Raw genomic sequence first — 19542 nt, 5'->3', positions numbered from 1 at the left:
CCAGGCTACTCGACCTTAGCTTGAGGCGCCGAGATTGGTCGGGCTCGGGCGTGCCAGGGTGTGGCTGGAAATCTGGCCAGAACGTTTCAGCCACACCGTGCCTATCCGCGCCCCTGCCCCTGCCGCCACTCGTCGAAAGGTAGCGGCATCGTCTTAATGTTTATTGCGATACCAAAGCAATGTGGACATAGTGGCCAGGCGCCATCAACCAGACAAGAGCCTGAGACCTCGCCATGCATCCTGATCCCCAGAGCCAAGCCCGGGAGGCCCTGCTCGGCCTCCATCGTCAGTTACAGGAAAATGCCAGGCGGCTGGGCAAGGTCGATTGCGACGATCCGGACGTCCAGGCTGTGCTCCAGGCCGTACAGGATCTCAACGAACGGGTGGCCGACATGGTGGCCGAGACGGCGCTGCTGGCGCCTGTGCCTCTGGGATTGGTGGCGGAAACGGTTCCCACGGGAAGCCCGGATCAGGGCTGACGCCACGTCTACGCCGGATCGGGAGGCCGTGGCTGCCCCTCCAAGGATCGGTCGGCCGCGGAAAGGCCCGGACCAGGCGCAATGCCTGAACCAGGTGGGCCAACGCCCGGCGCCGGCATCTCTGGTCCCCTAACCTTCAACCTCGCCCGGCTGCCGGCGCTGGAAGCTGCGTGCCCATTCGAGCAGGGCATTTTCGTCGTCGGTACGATCGTCCACCCCACACTCTTCCAGCACCGTGATGACCCGGCGCATGAAGCCCTGATCGAGGCGGGCCTGATCCATGACCCGGTTCAGGTCCAGCGGACTGGTCAGGGTGAGGCGAGGTGGAAATTCGGTGTCGTCGATGCCCATGGTGGTCTTACCTGAAAGCACTGCTGTCGATTGCCGACTGGCTTATTGCCATCATCTTTCGTGATGGCCTGATGAATACATCAGTTATCGCATGAACTGTCCATATTGATGACTGAGCGGCACTTGGCCGGGGGGAATCGCCAGTGACCGCCCGCCAAATACGCCCGTGGAAGGCCCGCATGGCTGCAGGTACCGCCAGCGCCCTTGCCCGACCGTGGTTCTGCCATGGCCTTTTTCGTATGATGCCCGACAACAACCGACGGAACCTCAGGTGTGGACGCCTCAGCAAAACCGGCTTCTCCAAGCCAACCTGATCAGGCTGCAGCGCGCTGGGATGTGGGGGCGGCGGTCAGCCAGCTGTCCTGGGACGACCTGCGCATCATCAAGGCCCTCAGCGAGTCCGGCAATCGGGCGGCGACCGCCAAGAAACTGGGCATCAACGTCTCCACCGTCTCCCGACGGGTCGCACAGGTGGAGAAAACCCTGGGTGTCGCCCTGTTCGACCATCGTCGCTCCGGCTACCAGCTGACCGTCGAAGGCGAAGAGCTCCGCGCCCTGGGCGAGCGGGTCGAATTGGATATCGTCAGCGTCGCCCGACGGGTATCCCGCGCCGCCCAGGGGCCATTGGGCAAGCTGCGCATCACCACCAGCGACTCGCTGCTGCTGTACTTCCTGACCCCCATCATCGCCGATTTCAAGGCGGCGAACGATGGCATGACCATCGAGGTGCTGGTGGGGAATCAGACCTTGAGTCTGGCCCGCGACGAGTCCGACATCGCGATCCGGGCCACCAGGAAGCCCGCCGACAGCCTGGTCGGGCGCAAGCTGGCCACCATCGCCTGGGCCGCCTATGGCAGTCGCGGCGGTGCGCGGCAGGAGGATCCCTATGCGGCCGGTCAGGCCTGGGTGTCCTACACCTCCGCCCTGGCCAACCTCAAGGCGGCTGCCTATCTGGAATGCCGGGTGGCGCCTGAGGATGTCTCCTACCGTACCGATTCGGTCGCCGCCGCCAGTACGGCCATCGTGGCGGGGCTGGGTTTCGGCTTTCTGCCCTGCATGCTGGGCGATACCACGCCCGGCCTGGTGCGCGTGGGGCCGGTGGTGCCGGAGCTCAACGACGAACTCTGGCTGCTGACCCATCAGGACATCCGCAAGTCCTGGCGGGTAAAGGCCTTCATGGCGTTCTGTGCGGCGGCGGTGGCCGAGCAGAAGGCGCTGGTGGAAGGTCAGCGCCCGTTTGCCACTGCGCCCGAAGAGCGCTAAGCCTCTGCCTAGCGCGCGCGACTGCCAATCACCGCCCGGCAGGCGATCTCGATCAGCTGCGGGCGCTGGGCCAGCCGCGAAACCCCGATGATGTTGCTGGCGCAGCGCGGTGCCTCGCAGCCGTAGGCCGCCTTGCGCACCTTGCCGACGACGGCGAAGGCGGCGTCCATGTCCAGCACATAGAGGGTTTCCTCGACGACGTCCTGCAGGGTGGCGCCATAGAGCGCGAGCAGTGTGGCGATGTTGTCGTAGGCGGTGCGCATCTGCTCGCCCATGGTGGAAAAGTCGCTGGGGCGGCCCTCGCTGTCCAGAGGCGCGGGCGCCACCAGATTGCCGTCCGCGTCGTGATTGAACTGCCCCGAGACGAAGATTTCGTCACCCACCCGACGGGCCTGCGGATAGCCGTAGGCCTGCTCCCAGGGTACGCCCCAGTACGCCGTGTCCTTGTCCCTCAACTGTGCTGCTGCCATTGCCTGTTCCTCGCGGAAAGTGGATTCGCGCTGTGGAATCCGGGTGATTGGAAGGCCACACCCTAGCAGCCCCCTGGCGAATCCAATGGCGCAAGTTTGCGCTTTCAAAGGCGCAAAAGTGCACAAGCACAGCCTCGATTGATCCCTTACCTTGGATAGCAGTTCCGGTCACAACCGCTGCGAACGAGGCCATCGCCCCCTTGAAGGCGAGCCGCCCAGATCGCCGCCCGGAGCACATCCCAAACCACACTCAATCGATAGGTGAAGCCATGAACAACTCCAAAACCGAAGTCCTGACCCCCCTGAACAGCCAGCTGATCTTTATCGACCAGCAGCCGCAGATGGCCTTTGGCGTCCAGAGCATCGATCGCCAGACCCTGAAGAACAACACCGTCGGCCTGGCCAAGGCCGCCAAGATCTTCAACGTGCCGACCATCATCACCACGGTCGAAACCGAAAGCTTCTCCGGCCACACCTATCCCGAGTTGCTCGCCGTGTTCCCCGAGGCGCCGCTGCTGGAGCGCACTTCGATGAATTCCTGGGACGACCAGAAGGTGTGCGATGCGCTCAAGCGCAATGGCCGCAACAAGATCATCGTTTCCGGCCTCTGGACGGAAGTCTGCAACACCACCTTCGCCCTCTCCGCCATGCACGACGCCGGCTACGAGATCTACATGGTCGCCGACGCCTCGGGTGGCACCACCCAGGCCGCTCACGACTACGCCATGCAGCGCATGATCCAGGCCGGCGTGATTCCGGTGACCTGGCAGCAGGTCCTGCTGGAATGGCAGCGCGACTGGAAGAACCGCGACACCTACGACGCCGTCATGGCCCTGGTGAAGGAGCATTCCGGCGCCTACGGCATGGGCGTCGACTACGCCTACACCATGGTGCACAAGGCCCCCGAGCGTATCGCCCACGGCCCCACCCTGGCCCCGGTCGCCGCCGCCGTCTGAGCCCCTGCCAGCCCCACCGTCTCGGGCGGGGCTGGCGCTTCCCCAGTCCAGGCAGGAGTCCTGCTCATGAACCCCGCTCTTACTACCGCGACCCTGGTCGTCCGCCACCAGGTCCATCCGCAGCACGAACAGCGCTACGAAACCTGGCTGCACCAGACCATCGAGGCCGCCAGTCAATTCCCGGGGCACCTCGGGGTGGACGTCGGCCGGGAACGCCATGGCGATGCCCTGCAGTTCACCTCGGTGCTGCGCTTCGACGAGATGCAGCACCTGCAGGAATGGCTCGCGTCCTCCGCCCGGCAGTGGCTGGTCAGCCAGGCACAGGGATGGCTGCAGGACGGCGACAACACCGAGGTCCGGCTCGGCAAGGACTTCTGGTTCGCGCCCCGGCCGGCCGAGCAGGCACCGCCGCGGTGGAAGCAGGTGGTCGTCAGCTTCCTGGTCATTCTGCCCCTGAGCCTGCTGGTACCCGCGCTCTGGCAACCGGTATTCAGCGTGGCGCCCTGGTTGGCCGGCTACCTGATGAGCAACCTGCTGATCACCCTGAGCATCGTGGTGCTGGTGGTGTACCTGTTCATGCCGCTGGCCACGCGGATGCTGGATCCCTGGCTGACCGCCGACCCCGCCTAGGGCGTGGCCCCGGCCCCTGCCCTCACCCTTTCGCCCTCTACAACCCTTCCTTTCGTTCACAAGGACCCTACCCATGAGCGCCGATCTGATTCTGTTCAATGGCCGCCTGCACACCGTCGATCCCCAGCAACCCCAGGCCACCGCCGTGGCGATCAGGGATGGCCGCTTCATCGCGGTGGGCACCGATGCCGAGGCCATGGCCTTTCGTGGCACGGCGACGCGGCTGATCGATCTGCGGCAGCGTTGTGTGATCCCCGGCCTCAATGACTCGCACCTGCACCTGATCCGCGGCGGCCTCAACTACAACCTGGAGCTGCGCTGGGAGGGTGTTCCGTCGCTGGCGGATGCCCTGCGTATGCTCAAGGAGCAGGCCGAGCGCACGCCCACGCCGCAGTGGGTGCGGGTGGTGGGTGGCTGGACGGAATTCCAGTTCGCCGAAAAGCGCATGCCTACCGTCGAGGAACTGAATCGGGCCGCGCCGGACACGCCGGTCTTCGTGCTGCACCTCTACGATCGCGCGTTGTTGAATCGAGCGGCGCTCCGGGCGGTGGGCTATGACCGTCACACCCCCAACCCACCCGGCGGCGAGATCCAGCGCGATGCCAAGGGCGATCCCACCGGCATGCTGATCGCCCGGCCCAACGCCCTCATCCTCTACTCGACCCTGGCCAAGGGGCCCACGCTGCCGCTGGAATACCAGGTCAACTCCACCCGGCAATTCATGCGCGAACTCAATCGCCTGGGCGTCACCAGCGCCATCGATGCCGGCGGCGGCTTCCAGAACTACCCGGAGGACTACCAGGTGATCCAGCAGCTGGCCGACAACGACCAGCTCACCGTGCGCATCGCCTACAACCTCTTCACGCAGAAGCCCAAGGAAGAGCTGAACGACTTCAAGCACTGGACGAGCAGCGTCACCCTGCACCAGGGCACCGACTTTCTCCGACACAACGGCGCCGGCGAGATGCTGGTGTTTTCCGCCGCCGACTTCGAGGACTTTCTCGAACCCCGGCCGGATCTGGCCCCGAGCATGGAAGATGAACTGGAGCCGGTGGTGCGCCATCTGGTCGAGCAGCGCTGGCCGTTCCGGCTGCATGCCACCTATGACGAGTCCATCTCGCGCATGCTCGATGTCTTCGAAAAGGTCGATCGCGACATCCCCTTCAACGGGCTGCCGTGGCTGTTCGATCACGCCGAAACCATCAGCCCGCGCAACATCGAGCGTGTCCGGGCCCTGGGCGGCGGCATCGCCATCCAGCATCGCATGGCCTTCCAGGGCGAATACTTCGTCGACCGCTACGGCGCCCAGGCGGCGGAGGCCACCCCGCCGATCAAGCGCATGCTCGCCGAAGGCGTACCAGTCGGCGCGGGTACCGATGCCACCCGGGTGGCCAGCTACAACCCCTGGACGGCGCTCTACTGGCTGGTGAGCGGCAAGACCGTCGGCGGCATGACCCTCTATCCGGAAGGCCTGCCCCGGGCCACCGCCCTGCAGCTCTTCACCCACGGCAGCGCCTGGTTCTCCAGCGAGCAAGGCAAGAAGGGACAGCTCAAGGTCGGCCAGCTGGCCGATCTGGTGGCGCTCTCGGCCGATTTCTTCAGCGTCGAGGAAGAGCAGATCAAATGGCTCGAATCGGTGCTGACGGTGGTCGGGGGCAAGGTGGTGCATGCCGCCAGCGAATTCGCTGACCTGGCACCGCCAGCCGTACCGGTCATGCCGGACTGGTCACCGGTGGCCATCGTACCTGGCCATTGGCGTCCCGCGGCCCCGCTGGCGGCCAGCCTCCACCAGTGCATCGGCTCCTGCGCCGTTCACCAGCACCAGCACGATCGCGCACGCCGCAGCTCGGTGCCGGTCAGTGACCACCAGGGCTTCTGGGGGGCCTTCGGCTGCTCGTGCTTCGCCTTCTAGCCCTGCACCGCCGTCAATCGCTGTCGACTCGCTGCGGTCGCGGCAATGACCACTCATGAGGTGCCTCGGGCCCAGCATCCCGGCGCTTGCCGGCCTCGGGTTGGGTTCTGCGGGCACCTGCAGGTGCCAGCCAGTCGCAGCCAACAGGCCAGGCATTCCGCCTTCCGCGGAATGTGGCCAGGGCTGGCCTTACGCCTTTCCGCCAGGCACAATCCAATAGTCATATGATGACCGACAAGAAGGGTCGTCCTGTGACGTCTGCTACGCCCCCTTTCCGACAACTACAACAAAAGGATACGCTCATGAAAAAGCTGAAATTGGCGGTAGGTTTCCTGTGTCTGTTCAGCGGCTATGTCGCCGCGGCTACCGGCGATGAAGGCGATGTCGCCACTGCGGTCGACAAGCTGACCCAAGCCATGTGGCACAAGGATATCGCGCAACTCGATGCCCTGACCGCGGACAACCTGACCTACGGCCATTCGAGCGGCAACATTCAGGACAAGAAGGCTTTCATCGCCGACATCGAGACGGGCAAAAGCGCCTTCAACGAGCTGAAGATGCTCAATCAGAAGATCACGCTGTCCGGCGACGTCGCCTTGGTGCGCAATCACTTTTCCGCCCAGGCCGTGAACAGTGGGAAGGTCGTGCCCACCGAAATCGAAAACTTCCAGATCTGGCAGAAACAGAACGGCCACTGGCTGCTGATCGGTCGCCAGGCCTTTCGCTTCTGATATCCCGGCCAGTCACTGAACGTCGCCAAGGCCTAGGGCTCACACCGGCCTCCTCACGAGCCGCCCGCCGAATTCAGGTGGCCAGCTCAGGCGCGCACCCCACGCTCCGGTTCCAGACAAGCCCTGGGGTGCGGCGATGACCAGACGGCAAGGTCCCTACTCCGCTCCGCCGGGCGGGGTGCGGATCACCGGCCCGACTTGGCTTCCCGCCTGCGTCGTCTACCCTTAAGGAATCCATCATCCTTTCGGGGCATGATGGATTCCAGGACGCTGGAGGCATCATGGATCTGATCATTCGACACTTCGAAGGCCAGCCCTTCGTCAGCAACCCCTATGTACCGGGTACCTCGCTTCGCCAGGATCTGTTCGAGCGGCAATTCACCATCCTGCTGCACGGGACGATGAAGCGCTTCGAAGACGCCGGGCATGGCACCTTCCATGTCGCCGGGCATGTCCAGCTCGGCCAGTGCGGCGTGCTCGATGACGTCCTCCGGATCGCCTTGGCGGCGGTCCGCCAGGATCGTTATCCGACCCCCGTGGCGGCGCTCGACTTTCACCCCAAGCGGATCTCCGTCTCCGATCGCCACGGCCACCTGGTCATGGCCGGCAAGGTGGATCGCGAGCGCCGTCGCATCGACTGGATCGACCCCTGCAGCTCGGCCGAGGAAGAACGGGTGGTGCTGGCGCAGCTCCAGCTGTTGCGTTCGCGCTCGGCCTTCCAGCACGACTGGGACCATTTCCGGACCTCGCGGCTGCTGGATACCGATGCCGACCTGCTGAAGGGCCGGCTGGTCCACAGACCTTGGCGGCCGCACGTCAGGGCACTGCTAAGTGCCTGATCACACCCCATCCGGCAGGAGCGTCGCCGCTTCCTGACGACAGGACCGGTAGCGAGAGTGTCCGCGCCGCGAGACCGGAAGGTGGGCATCCCTGGATACGAGCAGGCGTGCGACCTGCGGTGCCATCCAGCCGAACAGCAACCCGTGGATCCGGTCCCTATTGGAACGACCATTGGAGACTCGACGATGACGACAGCCAGCAATGTCTTGTGGGGCGCCTTGGCCATTGGCGTGGTGACGGGCATGCGCAGCATGCTGGCGCCGACCCTGGTCAGCCGGGCACTGGCGGAACGTGCGGACCTCGACGAAGCTTGCGAACCCGCTCGCACGCTCGCGTCGCAGCCCGTACGGCAGTACCTGCTGCCCCTGGCGACCGGCGAGCTGTTGGGCGACAAATTGCCCTTCGCGCCGGACCGTACCATAGCGCCCTCTATGTTGGTCCGTGCCCTGTCCGGTGGCGTCAGCGCAGCAGCTCTCGCCGGCGCGCGGCGGCAACCAAGGCTGTTGCCTGCCGTGATCGGGGCGACGGCGGCCTGTGTCGCCGCCCGGGTCGCGATAGGACTGCGCAAGCGCTACGCCGCTGACACCTGGATCAACGCGGGTCTGGGTCTGGCCGAAGACGGCATCGCCCTTTCGTTGGGCCATGCCGGTCTGCGGCGAGCCCTGCAGGAGCCCCCGAGGCCGTGACGCCCGGACTGGCCTGCCACGCCCCTTCCCGCCCGCTCGGGCAAGGTCGCTCAGGCACCTAGCACCCAGGGCAGCACCAGTGCCGTCAGGATGCCGAGCAGGATCATGCCGAGTGCCGAAAAGGCCGCCGTCTCCTGACCTTCGCGCAACGCATGGGCGGTGCCTATGGCATGGCCGTTCATGCCCAGGGTCAGGCCGCGGGCCGCCGGATCCTCTACCTTGCAGACCTTGAGCAGCGGCAGCGCCAGCGTGGTGCTGATCACGCCGGTCAGCATGACGATCACCGCGGTCAGGGGCGCGATGCCACCGAAATGATCCGCCAGCGGCAAGGCGATCGGCATGGTGACCGATTTGGGCACCAGACTCATCAGCAGGGTCTCGGACAAGCCGAACAGCCAGCCGAGGGCCAGGGTCAGGGAGACGCCCACCACGCCACCGACCACGAGGGTTATCAGCAGCGGCGTGCAGAGTGCCCTCACCCGCTGGGCATTCTTGTAGAGCGGAACGGCCAGGCCCACGGTGGTGGGCCCGAGCAGCATAGCGAGCATCCCGCTGGCGCTTCGATACTGCTCGTAGGGAATGCCACCGATCCAGAGCACGGTGGCGACGATGGCCGTGGTGACCAGCACCGGTTGCAGCATGACCAGGCGCAGGCGCTGCTGCAGCACGAGCGCCAGCTGATAGGCCGCGAGCGTCAGGGACAGGGCCAGCAGGGGTGCGAGGGATTGATCAGCCATGGTCTTTGCTCCGTCCGATCAGGTACTGCAGCAACCAGCCGCACAGCGGCACCGTGACCAGCAGAGACAGCGCGATGACCAGTACCAGGCGCAACCACACCGACGCCTCGAGACCGCTGAAATCGACGATGCCCACCGCCGGCACCACGAGCATCAGCGGCAGGTACTTGAGCAGGTTGCCGGCCATGGTCTCCACGCCTTCCGGCACGCGACGCAAGAGCATCAGCAGGGCGAAGAGGACGATGATCCCTATGACGCTGGCCGGAATGCCGCCTATATGAGTCGTCAGATAGACGCCCGCCAGATAGCAACCCACCAGCATCAAGAAGCCCGCTATAGGCATAAGCACTCCATTACCTTGTTGTTCTGAGCAGCCCGCACGCGCCGCACCGGCCCGTTGGATACGGCAGGAGTATCGATCGCCGCCGATAAGGCGGTTCAACGTTCACCTGCTGCGCGCGGACTCACTATAGGCGCATCTGAAAAGGGCTGGGCACCTCCCTGCCGGGATAGGTGAGAGGCGCTCGCCTTGGTCGGCTCACTGTTGGGTTGGCGCCGCGATCCGCTTCGCCTGCCCCCTGCCCTAGCAATCGTAGCGCCGTAGAGCACCCCTGAGCGAAACCTGACGAGACGCCAGCCGACCCGCAAAGACACTGCCACGGCTGATGACGCCGCTGGCGCCTCACGCCGGCAGCGCGCGCATGCCCTCGAAGATCAGGCGCGTGGTGTTGCGCACGTTGGCCGCGTGGCCTTCGCGATCCAGCGGGTCACTGGCCGTCAGGCGCAGCAGCTGCAGATGGGAGTAGTCGTTGAGCAGAAAGGCGGCCAGTTGCACATCCAGGTCGGCGCGCAACTTGCCGGCGGCCTGCAACTCGCGCAGCACCTTGGCGATCTCGTCCTGCAGGCCGCTGTTCATCTGCCGGTAGGCCAGGGGCAGGCCGCTGTCGCCCCCCACCAGCACCAGCGGCAGCAGCTCGCGCCAAAGGGCGGCGGGCAGGACATCCAGCGCGTAGCTGACCAGCAGGTGCTCCAGGTGGCAGAGCGCGTCGACGGGATCCGCGAAGTCGCGGAGGTGCCGGCGCACGTCGACCAGGGCCCGGCGATCGGACTCCTTGATCATCTCCAGGATGATCTCGTGCTTGCTGCCGAAATACTTGAACACCGTGGGCGCCGAGACGCCGGCTTCGCGGGCGATCTGCTCGACAGTGGTCTCGCGAAAGCCCTGGCGCTGGAACAGCATGACCGCCGCGGCCGAGATGGCGGTGCGGCGTGATTCCTTCTGACGTTCGCGTAGCCCGCTCACCGTCGCTCCTGATTCCTGGGGTGCCAGAGAGGATAGCTGGCCAGGCTTCGGCAAAGAAAATATTTTATTGACTAAATAAATTAACAGGGTTAATTATTTTCTCGTACCTGCTCTACGCAGGGCCACTGCCAGGATGAGTCTGATGAACCAGAGCCTCGATCGCTCCCTGGTTTCCCGGAGTCGGGAAGTCAGCGAGATGTACGACAGACAAGAACAAGAGCCCGTACTGATGCAGGGTTTTCCGGCCGAGCCGGACCGGCGCGTGACCTGGGCCAACTGGATGTCACCGCCGTTCAATCGCTGGGGCTTCCGCCATCTGGCGCGCCTGCGCCCTACCATCGAGGTGGCGGCCGGACCGCGACCGGACAGGGTGCTGGCCCATGCACCCGAGGCCCTCGAAGAACTGAGATTCGAGAGCAGCTGCGGCCGCAGCGTCAGCGCCCTCGACCATCTGCAGGCCAGCAAGACCGACGGCTTTCTGGTGCTGCACCAGGGCCGGGTGGTGTACGAGCGCTACTTCAACGGCCAGGTCGCCACCGACCGCCACATCATGTTCTCGGTCACCAAGTCGCTGATCGGGATACTCGGCGAGCAACTCATCCACGATGGCGTGCTCGATGCCCAGGCGCCGACCCAGCGCTATGTGCCGGAACTGGCCGGCAGCGCCTTCGGTGACGCCACCGTCCGCCAGTTGCTCGACATGGCCGTGGGCGTCCACTACACCGAGCTGTACGACGATCCGACTTCGGAAAGCTCCCAGTACGGCTATGCCTGTGGCTTCAAGCCCGCGCCGTCCGAGTACGCCCAGTACGAGTCGCTGTACCAGTACCTGCCATCGCTGCGCAAAAGAGGCGAGCACGGCGGCCTCTTCCACTACGTGACCGCCACCACCGAGGTGCTGGCCTGGGTGATGGAGCGCGCCAGCGGCCTGGGCTGCGCCGAGCAGTTGCAGCGGGTATGGCAGCAACTCGGCTGCGAGCGCGACGCCTACTTCATGGCCGATCCCTGGGGCCGCAGTGTCGCCGGCGCCGGCTTCAACGCCACACTGCGCGACATGGGCCGCTTCGGCCTGATGCTGGCCAATGGCGGTGTGGTCGATGGCCAGCAGGTCATCGACCAAGCGGTGATCGAGGCCATTGCGGCCGGCGGGGATCCGGCCGTCTATGGCGTGCACCAGGACTTCTCCGACTGGACCCCGGGCGCCTCCTATCGCAGCCAGTGGTACGTCTTCAACGACCACAGCCCGGCCCTCATGGCCAGTGGCATCCACGGCCAGTACCTGTTCGTCGACTTCGCCTCAGAGGTGGTGATCGTCAAGCAGTCGTCGCTGCCCGAGGCGGTCACCGAACTGGACATCGATACCGTTCGCCTGCTGCGCGCCATTGCCGCCCGGTTGCGCGGTTGATCCACCCCTAACGAGATCGAAGAGCGCCGGCTCGCCAGCGCTCCCACCTGCACTGTCAGGTATCCGGTGGTCGCCTTGGCCATCCTTCACTGCCCTGTAATACAAGAAAAATAGTCAGGAGCTCCACATGTGCACAACCAAGCGCCTTCCCGGCGTGCTGCTGGCGCTCGGCCTGCCGCTGGCCAGCCAGCCGGCCCTGGCGGGCTATGCGTTCGATTACGAGAATCTCAAAGGTGACCTCAACCTGACGGTGGGCGCCGGTTCCATCAGCACCCGGGGCGTCAACTTCGGTGCCGGGCGCGTGGATGCCCGCAGCGGCCAGAACGACGGCAGCCGCAGCGCCTGGCAGGAGTTCTACGTCAAACCCGGCGTCACGCTCGACTATTCGCTCAGCGACAGGCTCCATCTGCTCGCCGGGGGCTCGGTGGTCGGCGCCACCACCTTTGGCGACGGCGATGCCGGTGGCTTCACCCGCAGTTCGGACGGCCGTTTCGCCCCCGAAGAGCTCTATGCCGGGGTGCAGCTGGGCGACTGGAAATTCACCGCGGGCCGCCAGAATTTCATGGTCGGTACCGGCTTCATCGTCATGGACGGCAATCTCGATCTGTTCGGCGATGGCGCCTACTGGCTCGGTCCGCGCACTGCCTTTCGCGACTCGGCGATCCTGGCGTGGGGCCAAGGTCCAGCCCAGGCCCAGGTCTTCACCCTGCGCACCGACGATCACTACGGCGACTTCCGCCTGAGCGGCGCCAACCTGGATTACGACCTCGACGGCCAGGTGACCCTCGGCGCCCTGGCCATGACGGTCGATACCCTGGCCAGCCGAGACAGCACCGCGGTCCGCCGCGACGGCATGCGGGTATACAACCTGCGGGCCTTGCGTGGTCACCTGCCGGGCCTGCCCAACCTCGCCCTCAATGGCGAATACGCGGTGCAGCGCGGCGGTGACGGCGCCCTCAGCTACGACGCCAGGGCCTGGTACGCCCAGGCCGACTATCAATTCCAGGACCTGCCCTTCAGCCCCACCCTCGGCTATCGCTACGCCGTCTTCTCCGGTGACAGCAACCCGACTGACAATCGCCAGAAAGCCTGGGACCCGCTGAGCAAGGGGTTCACGGACTGGAGCACCTGGCTGATCGGCGACGTGGTGGGCAACTACCTGCTGTTCAACAGCAACGAGCGCGTCCAGCAGTTCTCGCTGAAGAACCGCCTCGGCGACACCCTCACCCTCGGCGTCATCCACTACCAGTTCTGGCTCGACCAGGCCAACTTCCGCGGCGCCGCGGTCAGCGATCGGCGTTTCGCCGACGAGACCGCGGTGTATCTCGACTGGACCCCCAACCGGCAGTTCTACGGCTCGCTCTCGTACAACTGGGTGCAGGCCAGGTCGGCCGCCCGCCAGGCGTTCGGCGATAACGAGCGCTTCAGCGCCCTCGAGCTGTACTTCACCTATCGCTACTGACCACCAGCCACCACTGCCCCCGAGGGGCACAGGAGAGCGTGATGAATACCAAGACAGAAAACGGGATCGCCGTGCCGACGCTGGAATGGGTGCTGAGCCTGCATGTGATCATCGATCCGGCCGATGGCCTGGGCGCCTGCACGGATGGCCAGCGCAGCAACTACCGCATCACCGGCGGGCAGTTCGAAGGCCTGAACGTGCGCGGCGAAGTCATCGCCGGCGGCGCGGATTTCTATCTGCTGCGCAGCGATGGCGTGGGCGAGCTGGACGCTCGCTACAGCCTGCGCAGCGACCAGGGCGAGTGGATCAACATCCACAACACCGGCCTGATCACCCTCAGCGACCGGGGCCGGGCGCAGGTCGCCCAGGGCCTCTGGCCCATCGCCGAGGAGGACTATCACTGCAGTTGCACGCCGCGCTTCCAGGTGGCCAGCGGCAGACTCGACTGGCTGACCCGTAGCGTGATGATCGGCAAGGTGGGCTATCCCGCCGCCGACCGGGTCGCCATCCATTGCTATCGCCTCACCTGACCGCCCACCCTTCTCGCAGCACGGCTTTCTACTGAAGCGGCAGGCCCCGCCGTGGCCGAGCCGGCAGGTAAATGACCATGACCATCGCCCATCAAACCCTGGTACGCGCCGCGTGCATCGCCATCGCCGCCGCCTCGATCCTCGTCATCGGTGTGCAGCCGATCTTTATCGGACTGCTGACCGAACGCCTCGGCCTGAGCCTGGCGCAGCAGAGCTGGACCCTGTCCGTGGAGATGTGCGGCTCCATCGTCGGGACGCTGCTGTACCTGCCGATGATCCGCTTCCTCGGTCCGCGCACCCTGGCCCTGGGCACCGCCCTGCTCCTGCTGTTCGCCAACACCGCGACCGCCAGCGTCACCGCGCTCGATCCGCTGCTGGCCTTGCGCGGTCTCTCGGGTCTCTGCTCGGGTGTGCTCTACTCCTACGCCATCTACTGGCTGGGCAGCATGCCGGGCCAGGACAGGTCCTTCGGCATCCTGCTGTTCGTGCAGACCGCCCTGTTCGCCAGCAGCGCGGTGATCATGCCGATGATCGCCCAGTGGCAGGGTTTCGCCGGGGCGATCTACTACCTGGCAGCCTGGTTCGCCCTGGTCTGCCTGCTGAGCCTCTGCCTGCCGGCCAGGCACAGCCCGGAAACACGATCCGTCTCCCAGGCGTCGCTACGCTCCGGCCTGACGGTGATCGGCGTCTGCTCGCTGCTCGGCATGCTGTTCCTACAGCTGTCGATCTATTCGCTGTGGGGCTTCGTCGAGGGCATCGCCAGCGACGCCGGGGTGGCACCGGTCGATATCGGCTGGGCGATCAGCCTTGGCCTGCTCGGCGGCCTGCCCGGTGCGGCGCTGCCGAGCCTGGCCGGGCGGCACCTCGGCCGGGTGCCGATGATCCTCACCGGCTCCCTGGCCGTGCTCGGCGCCATCTACCTGCTGGCCACACGCATCCACACCGCTGCGGATCTACTGCTCGCGGTCTTCCTGATGAACTTCGGCTGGAACCTGGCGCTGTCCTACTACATGTCGCTGGTGGTGACCCACGATCCGAGCGGTCGCCTGACCAAGCTAGTCGGCGTGGTGCAGGTCGCCTCGGCCGCCGCGGCGCCGACCCTGCTGAGCCTGATCATCGAAGGCAACGACCGGCGCAGCCTTTTCGTGCTGTCCTCAGGGGCCATCCTCATCGGCTGCGTCCTGGTGATCGTCATGCTTTCCTGCGGGCGGCGCCGGGTGCCGGGCAAGACACTGGACTGCTCGGTCTGAGCGTTGGGCGCCTGGTAAGAGGTCCGCGCGGATCTCTCGGCCTTCTGCGCGACCAGGCGACAACCTCCATGACCGATTTGTCATGCGCCGGTCAGGCTGACGTCCCTCCTGTCCTCCTAGAGTGGCCCGGTCAGCGAATAGCTACCCCACTCAAGAGGACTCATCATGAAAGCACTGCTGCTCGGTCTCTTCAGTCTGCTCGCCACCGGCTCCGCCCTGGCCGCTCCCGACCATCCCGCCCTGATCCACGACCAGCCCGGCTTCTTCGTCCCCCTCGACGTCGCCCGGGTGGTCAGCCAGACCGACCTGAGCGCCCAATGCGGGATCGTCACGGCCCGCCTCGACTACCTGGATCACGCTGGCCGGGAACATGAGCTGGATTACCAGGTGTTCGGCAACGGCTGCTACAACCAGAATTGAGGCGCTAGTCGACTCAGTGCGGAAGGAGCGCCTGAATAGGCGCCTCCCTAAGCCGGACTCCGGGCGCCTCACGCCAGGCGCCGGCAGCCAGACACTAGAAAAACCGATAGGCCTTGGCCAGCGCCCGCTCCAGCACGGCGATGCAGGCGTGCTCGTCCGCATAGGACAGGAACTGGCGCTGGGCATCGGCCTGGGCCTGGGCATGGGCCTGGGCCAGACGTGTCTTGCGCTCGGCCAGCTCCTGCTCCAGCAACGAGGTGCTCATACCCAGATCACAGCAGGGGTTGGGGCCATTCATAAAAAACTCCGGACAGATGTGCAGACTGCGTCATCAGACAAGTTTTTGAGATTTGGTTCACAAATCGTAGCGAATCTCATTGTTGCTGAATATGCGTTCCACCGCGGTGTTTCCCGCCCCCTCGGGCTAGAGCGCTTCCTTGACTCCCCCCAACCTTTGCACCCGCCATCAGCCCGGCAAAAGCTATACAATTCGGCGCCCTAAATAAGCCGTGAAGATACATGCGTCCTCTGCTCTCGCTTCTCCTGGCCACGCTGCTGGCCTCCTCCGCGTTCGCCGCTGCGCCCGATACCTTTGTCGAAGCCAAGGTAATCGCCAAACAAAAAGTCTATTTCGACCAGAACACCAGCGCCCAGGGCGACCTCTATTGCGGCTGCCAATGGGAGTGGGTCGGCAAGTCCGGGGGGCGCGTCGATGCCGCCTCCTGCGGCTTCCAGGCACGCAAGCAGGAAACCCGTGGGGAGCGCACCGAATGGGAGCACATCGTGCCGGCCTGGACCTTTGGTCATCAGCGCCAGTGCTGGCAGAACGGCGGCCGCGAACACTGCGTGGCGGATGACCCGGTGTTCCGGGCCATGGAGGCCGACCTCTTCAACCTCTACCCCGCCGTGGGCGAGGTGAATGGGGACCGGGCCAATTTCAACTACGGCATGGCCCAGGGCGTGCAGCCGCAATATGGTCGCTGCACGACCAGGATCGACTTCCAGGAACGCGCCGCCGAACCGCGCGACGAGGTCAAGGGACTGGTCGCCCGGGTCACCTTCTACATGTTCGATCGCTACGGCCTGAACATGTCGCGCCAGCAGCAGCAACTGCTCATGGCCTGGGACAAGCAGCAGCCGGTCACCGCCTGGGAGCGCGAACGGGACAGACGCATCGCCGCGGTGATGGGCTACGGCAATCCCTTCGTGTCCGGCGAGCGGCACTGGACGCTGGGCTACCAGCCGGTCGGCGACGGCATCGTCAGCCCGCTGCCCGGACCGAAATCGGCGCCGAAGGCACCGGCCAAGACCGATAGCCCTGCCGCTGCCAGCCAGGGCGCGATCATCGGCAACCGCAACAGCCACGTCTATCACCTGCCGCAAGGCTGCCCGAGCTACGCCCAGGTGTCGCCGAAGAACCAGGTCACGTTCGCCTCGGAAGCCGAGGCGAAGGCGGCCGGCTTCACCAAGGCGGGCAACTGCGCGCCCTGATCGCTGGCCGCTGGGCGCTGGCCCCCATGCATCAGGGGGCCCAGGCCGTCACTGCCCCTTGGACAGCTCCACCAGCATGCGCGTGAGCAGATAGATACGCGGCGCCACGCTGTCCAGTTCGACGTACTCCTCCGGGGTATGCAGCTTGCCTCCGACGATGCCGAAGCCGTCCAGGGTGGGCACGCCGGCACCGGCGGCGATGCTGGCATCCGCGGCGCCACCGCTGCCTTCGACGGTCAGCTTGCGGCCCAGTTCGCCATAGATGCCCTGGGCCATGGCCATCAGCCGATCGCTCGCCGCCGTCTGCGGCATCGGCGGCAGGCCACGCTCCAGCCGCGTGGTCACCTCGGTATCGGGGATCTGCTTGTTGGCAGCGATGCGCGCCAGGTCCTTTTCCACCCGGTCGAATTCTTCGGGCAGCGCGGCGCGGACGTCGGCCTTCGCCACGGCATGATCGGGAATCACGTTGATCCGCTCGCCCGCCTCGATCACGGTGAAGTTGACCGAGGTCTTCTTTTCCGCATCGCCCAGGTTGCCCAGTTGCAGCACCTGGTGCGCCACCTCGGTGGCGGCGTTGCGCCCCAGCTCCGGCGAGACGCCGGCGTGGGACGACTTGCCCTTGACCTCCACCACGGCGGTGGCGCTGCCCTTGCGCCACACCACCAGGCCATCGGCCGGTCGACCGGGCTCCAGATTCAGCGTCACGTCGTGCTGCTTGGCGGTACTGGCGATCAGCTCGGTGGCGGCCTGGGAGCCGGTTTCCTCGCTGGCGTCCAGCAACAGGGTGATCTGCCCGTAGTCCTTGAAGTCGAGCTGCTTGAGGATCTCCAGCGCCGCCAGGGCGACCACGATGCCGCCCTTGTCGTCGGACACGCCCGGACCATAGGCGCGTTTTTCATCGGTGCGATACGGCCGGGCCTTGGCGGTGCCTTCCTTGAACACCGTGTCCATGTGCGCCAGCAGGAGAATCTTCGCCTTGCCGCTGCCCTTGAGCGTGGCCACCAGGTGCTGGCTCTTGTCCGGCGCGGTATTGGGCACCTGTTGCAGCGTGGCGCCGAGTGTCTTCAATTCCGCGCTGACCAGCTTGCCCACCTCGCTCAGGCCGGGCTCGTAGCCGGAACCCGAGTCGATGTTGACCAGTTGCTCCAGCAGCTTGAGCGTCGGCGCCTTGGCCTGCTCCGCAGCGGTCTGGATGCGCGCATCGAGCGCGGCACTGGCGGGCAAGGCGATACAGCAGGCGAGAACGGCAGCGAGGGTGGTGCGGAAGAACGGAGCGGACATCGGGCTTTCCTTGTTGGCATTGTTGGATTAGTCAGACAACTGTAGTCGCAACAAGGACATAGGGGAAATTCGCGCCGTTCCAAACCGGCCTGAGCCCGTAGCGGGCTGCCGGCGGTGCTTGTCCTGAGGAAGTATCCAGGGACCAGACACGCCCGTAGCCAGAGCTAGCCCAAGGCCAGTCGCCCACGATCCGGCCGCACTGCTGCAGAGGAGGCTGTCATTCGTCCGCTGACAGCAAGAGAGCTGCCGGGCCGAGCGTCTAGCCAAAGGTCGCGTGACTCATTTTCGGGCATGCGTGCGACCGGCCGCTGGAGGTGTCTAGCGCCGGCCATCGATTGAAAATGCAGCCAGGAAAACCCGCGCAAAGCCCCTACAGCAGCGCATTCATCGAGCTGCTTCGCACAATTTTGGAGCAAAATATTCATAAAAAAATCCTATTGAATAAAAAATTTCATCGCCTTACTCTCGGCTCGACGTCGTAAGGAACAAGCCACTGACCGCACCGAAAAATAGGGAGTGAAGATGAAAGCGAAGATAGCGTTGGGTCTGCTCATGACCGCCGCCGTAGCCCTGCCCGCCTGGTCAGCCGACTGGACGGTGGGTGCCAACGTCGGCAACGTGCCCTGGGAGTTCCAGGACGCCAAGGGTGACTTCGTCGGCTTTGAAGTCGATGTGGTGAAGGAAGTGGCGAAACGGGCCGGCAAGACCGTGGATTTCGTCAACATTCCCTTCAACGGGCTGTTCAGCGCGGTGCAGTCGAAACGCGTGGACATCGCGATTTCGTCCATCACCATCACGCCCAAACGCCTGGAATCGGTCGCCTTCGCTCAACCCTACTTCGACAGCGACCAGTCGCTGACCGCCCTGACCAACTCCAAGGTGAAAAGCCTGGCGGACATGAATAGCAAGGTCGTGGGTGTCGATACCGGCTCCACCGGCGACATGTGGATCGGCCAGCACAGGAACGAATACAAGTTCGCCGACGTTTCGCGCTACGAAGGGCTGTCACCGGCCATGCTGGACCTGGGCTCCGGGCGCATCGATGGTTACCTGAGCGATATCCCCGCCGTCCTCTACTACATCAAGGACAAGCCGCAATTCACCGTCGTCGCCCGCATCCCCACCGGGGAACGCTATTCGCTGATGCATGCCAAGGGCTGGGCCATGAGCGATCAGGTCAACGACATCATCAGCAAGATGAAGGAAGACGGCACCCTGGGCGCCATCCACAAACAGTGGTTCGGTACCGAGGCCGACAAGGAGTCGAGCACCCTGAAGGTCTCCGCCGCGCCCAAGTGAGTCCTGCCGCTGCTGCAGGCCCGGGACGCCGTCCGCGCGCCCCGGG

The 19542-nt window shown here is 65.2% G+C and carries 22 protein-coding genes; 15 read left to right on the top strand and 7 right to left on the bottom strand.

The genetic code is table 11. From position 1 onward, the window contains the following. Positions 1-233 precede the first annotated feature (233 nt). Positions 234-479, top strand: a complete 246-nt coding sequence (locus tag ACZ5R1_RS09390) for a hypothetical protein (protein ID WP_027601985.1) — start codon at positions 234-236, stop codon at positions 477-479. Positions 480-608: 129 nt separating this feature from the next. Here the strand turns inward: ACZ5R1_RS09390 and ACZ5R1_RS09385 are convergent, their stop codons facing one another. Next, entirely contained in the window at positions 609-830 is a 222-nt protein-coding gene (locus tag ACZ5R1_RS09385; protein ID WP_181083506.1) for a hypothetical protein, read from the bottom strand. A gap of 336 nt (positions 831-1166) precedes the next feature. Between ACZ5R1_RS09385 and ACZ5R1_RS09380 the strand changes: the two genes are divergently transcribed. After that, on the top strand, positions 1167-2093 hold the full coding sequence (locus ACZ5R1_RS09380) for a LysR family transcriptional regulator (RefSeq protein WP_464713083.1): 927 nt from the start codon (positions 1167-1169) through the stop codon (positions 2091-2093). A gap of 8 nt (positions 2094-2101) precedes the next feature. On the opposite strand, the gene ACZ5R1_RS09375 is transcribed toward ACZ5R1_RS09380, so the two are convergent. Continuing rightward, positions 2102-2563 (bottom strand): Rid family hydrolase, encoded by a 462-nt coding sequence (locus tag ACZ5R1_RS09375; protein WP_027599740.1) that lies wholly within the window; start codon positions 2561-2563, stop codon positions 2102-2104. Positions 2564-2832: 269 nt separating this feature from the next. On the opposite strand from ACZ5R1_RS09375, the gene ACZ5R1_RS09370 reads away from it, so the two are divergent. The 6 genes from ACZ5R1_RS09370 (at position 2833) to ACZ5R1_RS09345 (ending at position 8318) form a co-directional block, all read left to right on the top strand. Beyond that, a complete protein-coding gene (locus ACZ5R1_RS09370; RefSeq protein WP_464713082.1) occupies positions 2833-3519 on the top strand; it encodes a hydrolase in 687 nt (228 codons plus the stop codon). Between the two features lie 66 nt (positions 3520-3585). Then, the gene (locus ACZ5R1_RS09365) at positions 3586-4149 is read left to right on the top strand and encodes an antibiotic biosynthesis monooxygenase (RefSeq protein WP_044342844.1); all 564 of its coding nucleotides are present in this window, start codon (positions 3586-3588) and stop codon (positions 4147-4149) included. Between the two features lie 73 nt (positions 4150-4222). Further along, positions 4223-6061, top strand: coding sequence for an amidohydrolase (locus tag ACZ5R1_RS09360; RefSeq protein ID WP_464713081.1), 1839 nt, complete (start codon positions 4223-4225; stop codon positions 6059-6061). Positions 6062-6363: 302 nt separating this feature from the next. Then, positions 6364-6792, top strand: a complete 429-nt coding sequence (locus ACZ5R1_RS09355; RefSeq protein WP_027599744.1) for a nuclear transport factor 2 family protein — start codon at positions 6364-6366, stop codon at positions 6790-6792. A 281-nt stretch (positions 6793-7073) separates the two neighbouring features. Beyond that, positions 7074-7631 carry a hypothetical protein gene (locus tag ACZ5R1_RS09350; RefSeq protein ID WP_464713080.1) on the top strand — a complete coding sequence of 186 codons (558 nt, stop codon included), beginning with the start codon at positions 7074-7076 and terminating at the stop codon, positions 7629-7631. A gap of 186 nt (positions 7632-7817) precedes the next feature. Further along, positions 7818-8318: a DUF4126 domain-containing protein gene (locus tag ACZ5R1_RS09345; RefSeq protein ID WP_314582956.1), complete on the top strand. Its 501-nt coding sequence runs from the start codon at positions 7818-7820 to the stop codon at positions 8316-8318. Between the two features lie 50 nt (positions 8319-8368). On the opposite strand, the gene ACZ5R1_RS09340 is transcribed toward ACZ5R1_RS09345, so the two are convergent. The 3 genes from ACZ5R1_RS09340 to ACZ5R1_RS09330 form a co-directional block, all read right to left on the bottom strand. After that, the gene (locus ACZ5R1_RS09340) at positions 8369-9055 is read right to left on the bottom strand and encodes an LrgB family protein (protein ID WP_027601978.1); all 687 of its coding nucleotides are present in this window, start codon (positions 9053-9055) and stop codon (positions 8369-8371) included. Beyond that, complete coding sequence (locus ACZ5R1_RS09335; protein ID WP_027599748.1) at positions 9048-9398, bottom strand: CidA/LrgA family protein; 351 nt, start codon at positions 9396-9398, stop codon at positions 9048-9050. The genes ACZ5R1_RS09340 and ACZ5R1_RS09335 overlap by 8 nt, the downstream gene beginning before the upstream one ends. Before the next feature lie 339 nt (positions 9399-9737). Next, positions 9738-10358 (bottom strand): TetR/AcrR family transcriptional regulator, encoded by a 621-nt coding sequence (locus ACZ5R1_RS09330; protein ID WP_027601977.1) that lies wholly within the window; start codon positions 10356-10358, stop codon positions 9738-9740. Positions 10359-10500: 142 nt separating this feature from the next. Between ACZ5R1_RS09330 and ACZ5R1_RS09325 the strand changes: the two genes are divergently transcribed. From ACZ5R1_RS09325 to ACZ5R1_RS09305, 5 genes are all read left to right on the top strand, one after another. Next, on the top strand, positions 10501-11763 hold the full coding sequence (locus ACZ5R1_RS09325; RefSeq protein WP_464713079.1) for a serine hydrolase domain-containing protein: 1263 nt from the start codon (positions 10501-10503) through the stop codon (positions 11761-11763). 127 nt (positions 11764-11890) lie between these two features. After that, positions 11891-13225, top strand: coding sequence for an alginate export family protein (locus ACZ5R1_RS09320; RefSeq protein WP_464713078.1), 1335 nt, complete (start codon positions 11891-11893; stop codon positions 13223-13225). Positions 13226-13266: 41 nt separating this feature from the next. Further along, positions 13267-13755: a DUF3237 domain-containing protein gene (locus ACZ5R1_RS09315; protein ID WP_042133558.1), complete on the top strand. Its 489-nt coding sequence runs from the start codon at positions 13267-13269 to the stop codon at positions 13753-13755. A 77-nt stretch (positions 13756-13832) separates the two neighbouring features. Further along, positions 13833-15005 carry an MFS transporter gene (locus ACZ5R1_RS09310; RefSeq protein WP_044342851.1) on the top strand — a complete coding sequence of 391 codons (1173 nt, stop codon included), beginning with the start codon at positions 13833-13835 and terminating at the stop codon, positions 15003-15005. A 165-nt stretch (positions 15006-15170) separates the two neighbouring features. Then, a complete protein-coding gene (locus ACZ5R1_RS09305) occupies positions 15171-15425 on the top strand; it encodes a DUF2790 domain-containing protein (protein WP_044342852.1) in 255 nt (84 codons plus the stop codon). Positions 15426-15519: 94 nt separating this feature from the next. Here ACZ5R1_RS09305 and ACZ5R1_RS09300 read toward each other — a convergent pair whose 3' ends face one another. Then, complete coding sequence (locus ACZ5R1_RS09300) at positions 15520-15690, bottom strand: hypothetical protein (protein WP_464713077.1); 171 nt, start codon at positions 15688-15690, stop codon at positions 15520-15522. 263 nt (positions 15691-15953) lie between these two features. On the opposite strand from ACZ5R1_RS09300, the gene ACZ5R1_RS09295 reads away from it, so the two are divergent. Further along, entirely contained in the window at positions 15954-16916 is a 963-nt protein-coding gene (locus ACZ5R1_RS09295) for an endonuclease (protein WP_042134407.1), read from the top strand. Between the two features lie 48 nt (positions 16917-16964). Here the strand turns inward: ACZ5R1_RS09295 and ACZ5R1_RS09290 are convergent, their stop codons facing one another. Further along, a complete protein-coding gene (locus ACZ5R1_RS09290; RefSeq protein ID WP_464713076.1) occupies positions 16965-18197 on the bottom strand; it encodes a glutamate carboxypeptidase in 1233 nt (410 codons plus the stop codon). A gap of 522 nt (positions 18198-18719) precedes the next feature. On the opposite strand from ACZ5R1_RS09290, the gene ACZ5R1_RS09285 reads away from it, so the two are divergent. Beyond that, positions 18720-19496: a transporter substrate-binding domain-containing protein gene (locus ACZ5R1_RS09285; RefSeq protein ID WP_115945412.1), complete on the top strand. Its 777-nt coding sequence runs from the start codon at positions 18720-18722 to the stop codon at positions 19494-19496. Positions 19497-19542 lie beyond the last annotated feature (46 nt).

This window comes from Pseudomonas sp. Pso3 (assembly GCF_055393275.1).
The sequence above is the reverse complement of the archived record's forward strand: the minus strand, read 5'-3'. Positions and strand labels throughout refer to the sequence as shown.

Coding starts and splice junctions, on each gene's coding strand:
- ACZ5R1_RS09345 (WP_314582956.1), top strand. CDS start 7,818: ATGACGACAGCCAGCAATGTCTTGTGGGGCGCCTTGGCCATTGGCGTG.
- ACZ5R1_RS09375 (WP_027599740.1), bottom strand. CDS start 2,563: ATGGCAGCAGCACAGTTGAGGGACAAGGACACGGCGTACTGGGGCGTA.
- ACZ5R1_RS09390 (WP_027601985.1), top strand. CDS start 234: ATGCATCCTGATCCCCAGAGCCAAGCCCGGGAGGCCCTGCTCGGCCTC.
- ACZ5R1_RS09325 (WP_464713079.1), top strand. CDS start 10,501: ATGAACCAGAGCCTCGATCGCTCCCTGGTTTCCCGGAGTCGGGAAGTC.
- ACZ5R1_RS09355 (WP_027599744.1), top strand. CDS start 6,364: ATGAAAAAGCTGAAATTGGCGGTAGGTTTCCTGTGTCTGTTCAGCGGC.
- ACZ5R1_RS09350 (WP_464713080.1), top strand. CDS start 7,074: ATGGATCTGATCATTCGACACTTCGAAGGCCAGCCCTTCGTCAGCAAC.
- ACZ5R1_RS09365 (WP_044342844.1), top strand. CDS start 3,586: ATGAACCCCGCTCTTACTACCGCGACCCTGGTCGTCCGCCACCAGGTC.
- ACZ5R1_RS09315 (WP_042133558.1), top strand. CDS start 13,267: ATGAATACCAAGACAGAAAACGGGATCGCCGTGCCGACGCTGGAATGG.
- ACZ5R1_RS09290 (WP_464713076.1), bottom strand. CDS start 18,197: ATGTCCGCTCCGTTCTTCCGCACCACCCTCGCTGCCGTTCTCGCCTGC.
- ACZ5R1_RS09360 (WP_464713081.1), top strand. CDS start 4,223: ATGAGCGCCGATCTGATTCTGTTCAATGGCCGCCTGCACACCGTCGAT.
- ACZ5R1_RS09320 (WP_464713078.1), top strand. CDS start 11,891: ATGTGCACAACCAAGCGCCTTCCCGGCGTGCTGCTGGCGCTCGGCCTG.
- ACZ5R1_RS09340 (WP_027601978.1), bottom strand. CDS start 9,055: ATGGCTGATCAATCCCTCGCACCCCTGCTGGCCCTGTCCCTGACGCTC.
- ACZ5R1_RS09285 (WP_115945412.1), top strand. CDS start 18,720: ATGAAAGCGAAGATAGCGTTGGGTCTGCTCATGACCGCCGCCGTAGCC.
- ACZ5R1_RS09370 (WP_464713082.1), top strand. CDS start 2,833: ATGAACAACTCCAAAACCGAAGTCCTGACCCCCCTGAACAGCCAGCTG.
- ACZ5R1_RS09300 (WP_464713077.1), bottom strand. CDS start 15,690: ATGAGCACCTCGTTGCTGGAGCAGGAGCTGGCCGAGCGCAAGACACGT.
- ACZ5R1_RS09335 (WP_027599748.1), bottom strand. CDS start 9,398: ATGCCTATAGCGGGCTTCTTGATGCTGGTGGGTTGCTATCTGGCGGGC.
- ACZ5R1_RS09385 (WP_181083506.1), bottom strand. CDS start 830: ATGGGCATCGACGACACCGAATTTCCACCTCGCCTCACCCTGACCAGT.
- ACZ5R1_RS09305 (WP_044342852.1), top strand. CDS start 15,171: ATGAAAGCACTGCTGCTCGGTCTCTTCAGTCTGCTCGCCACCGGCTCC.
- ACZ5R1_RS09310 (WP_044342851.1), top strand. CDS start 13,833: ATGACCATCGCCCATCAAACCCTGGTACGCGCCGCGTGCATCGCCATC.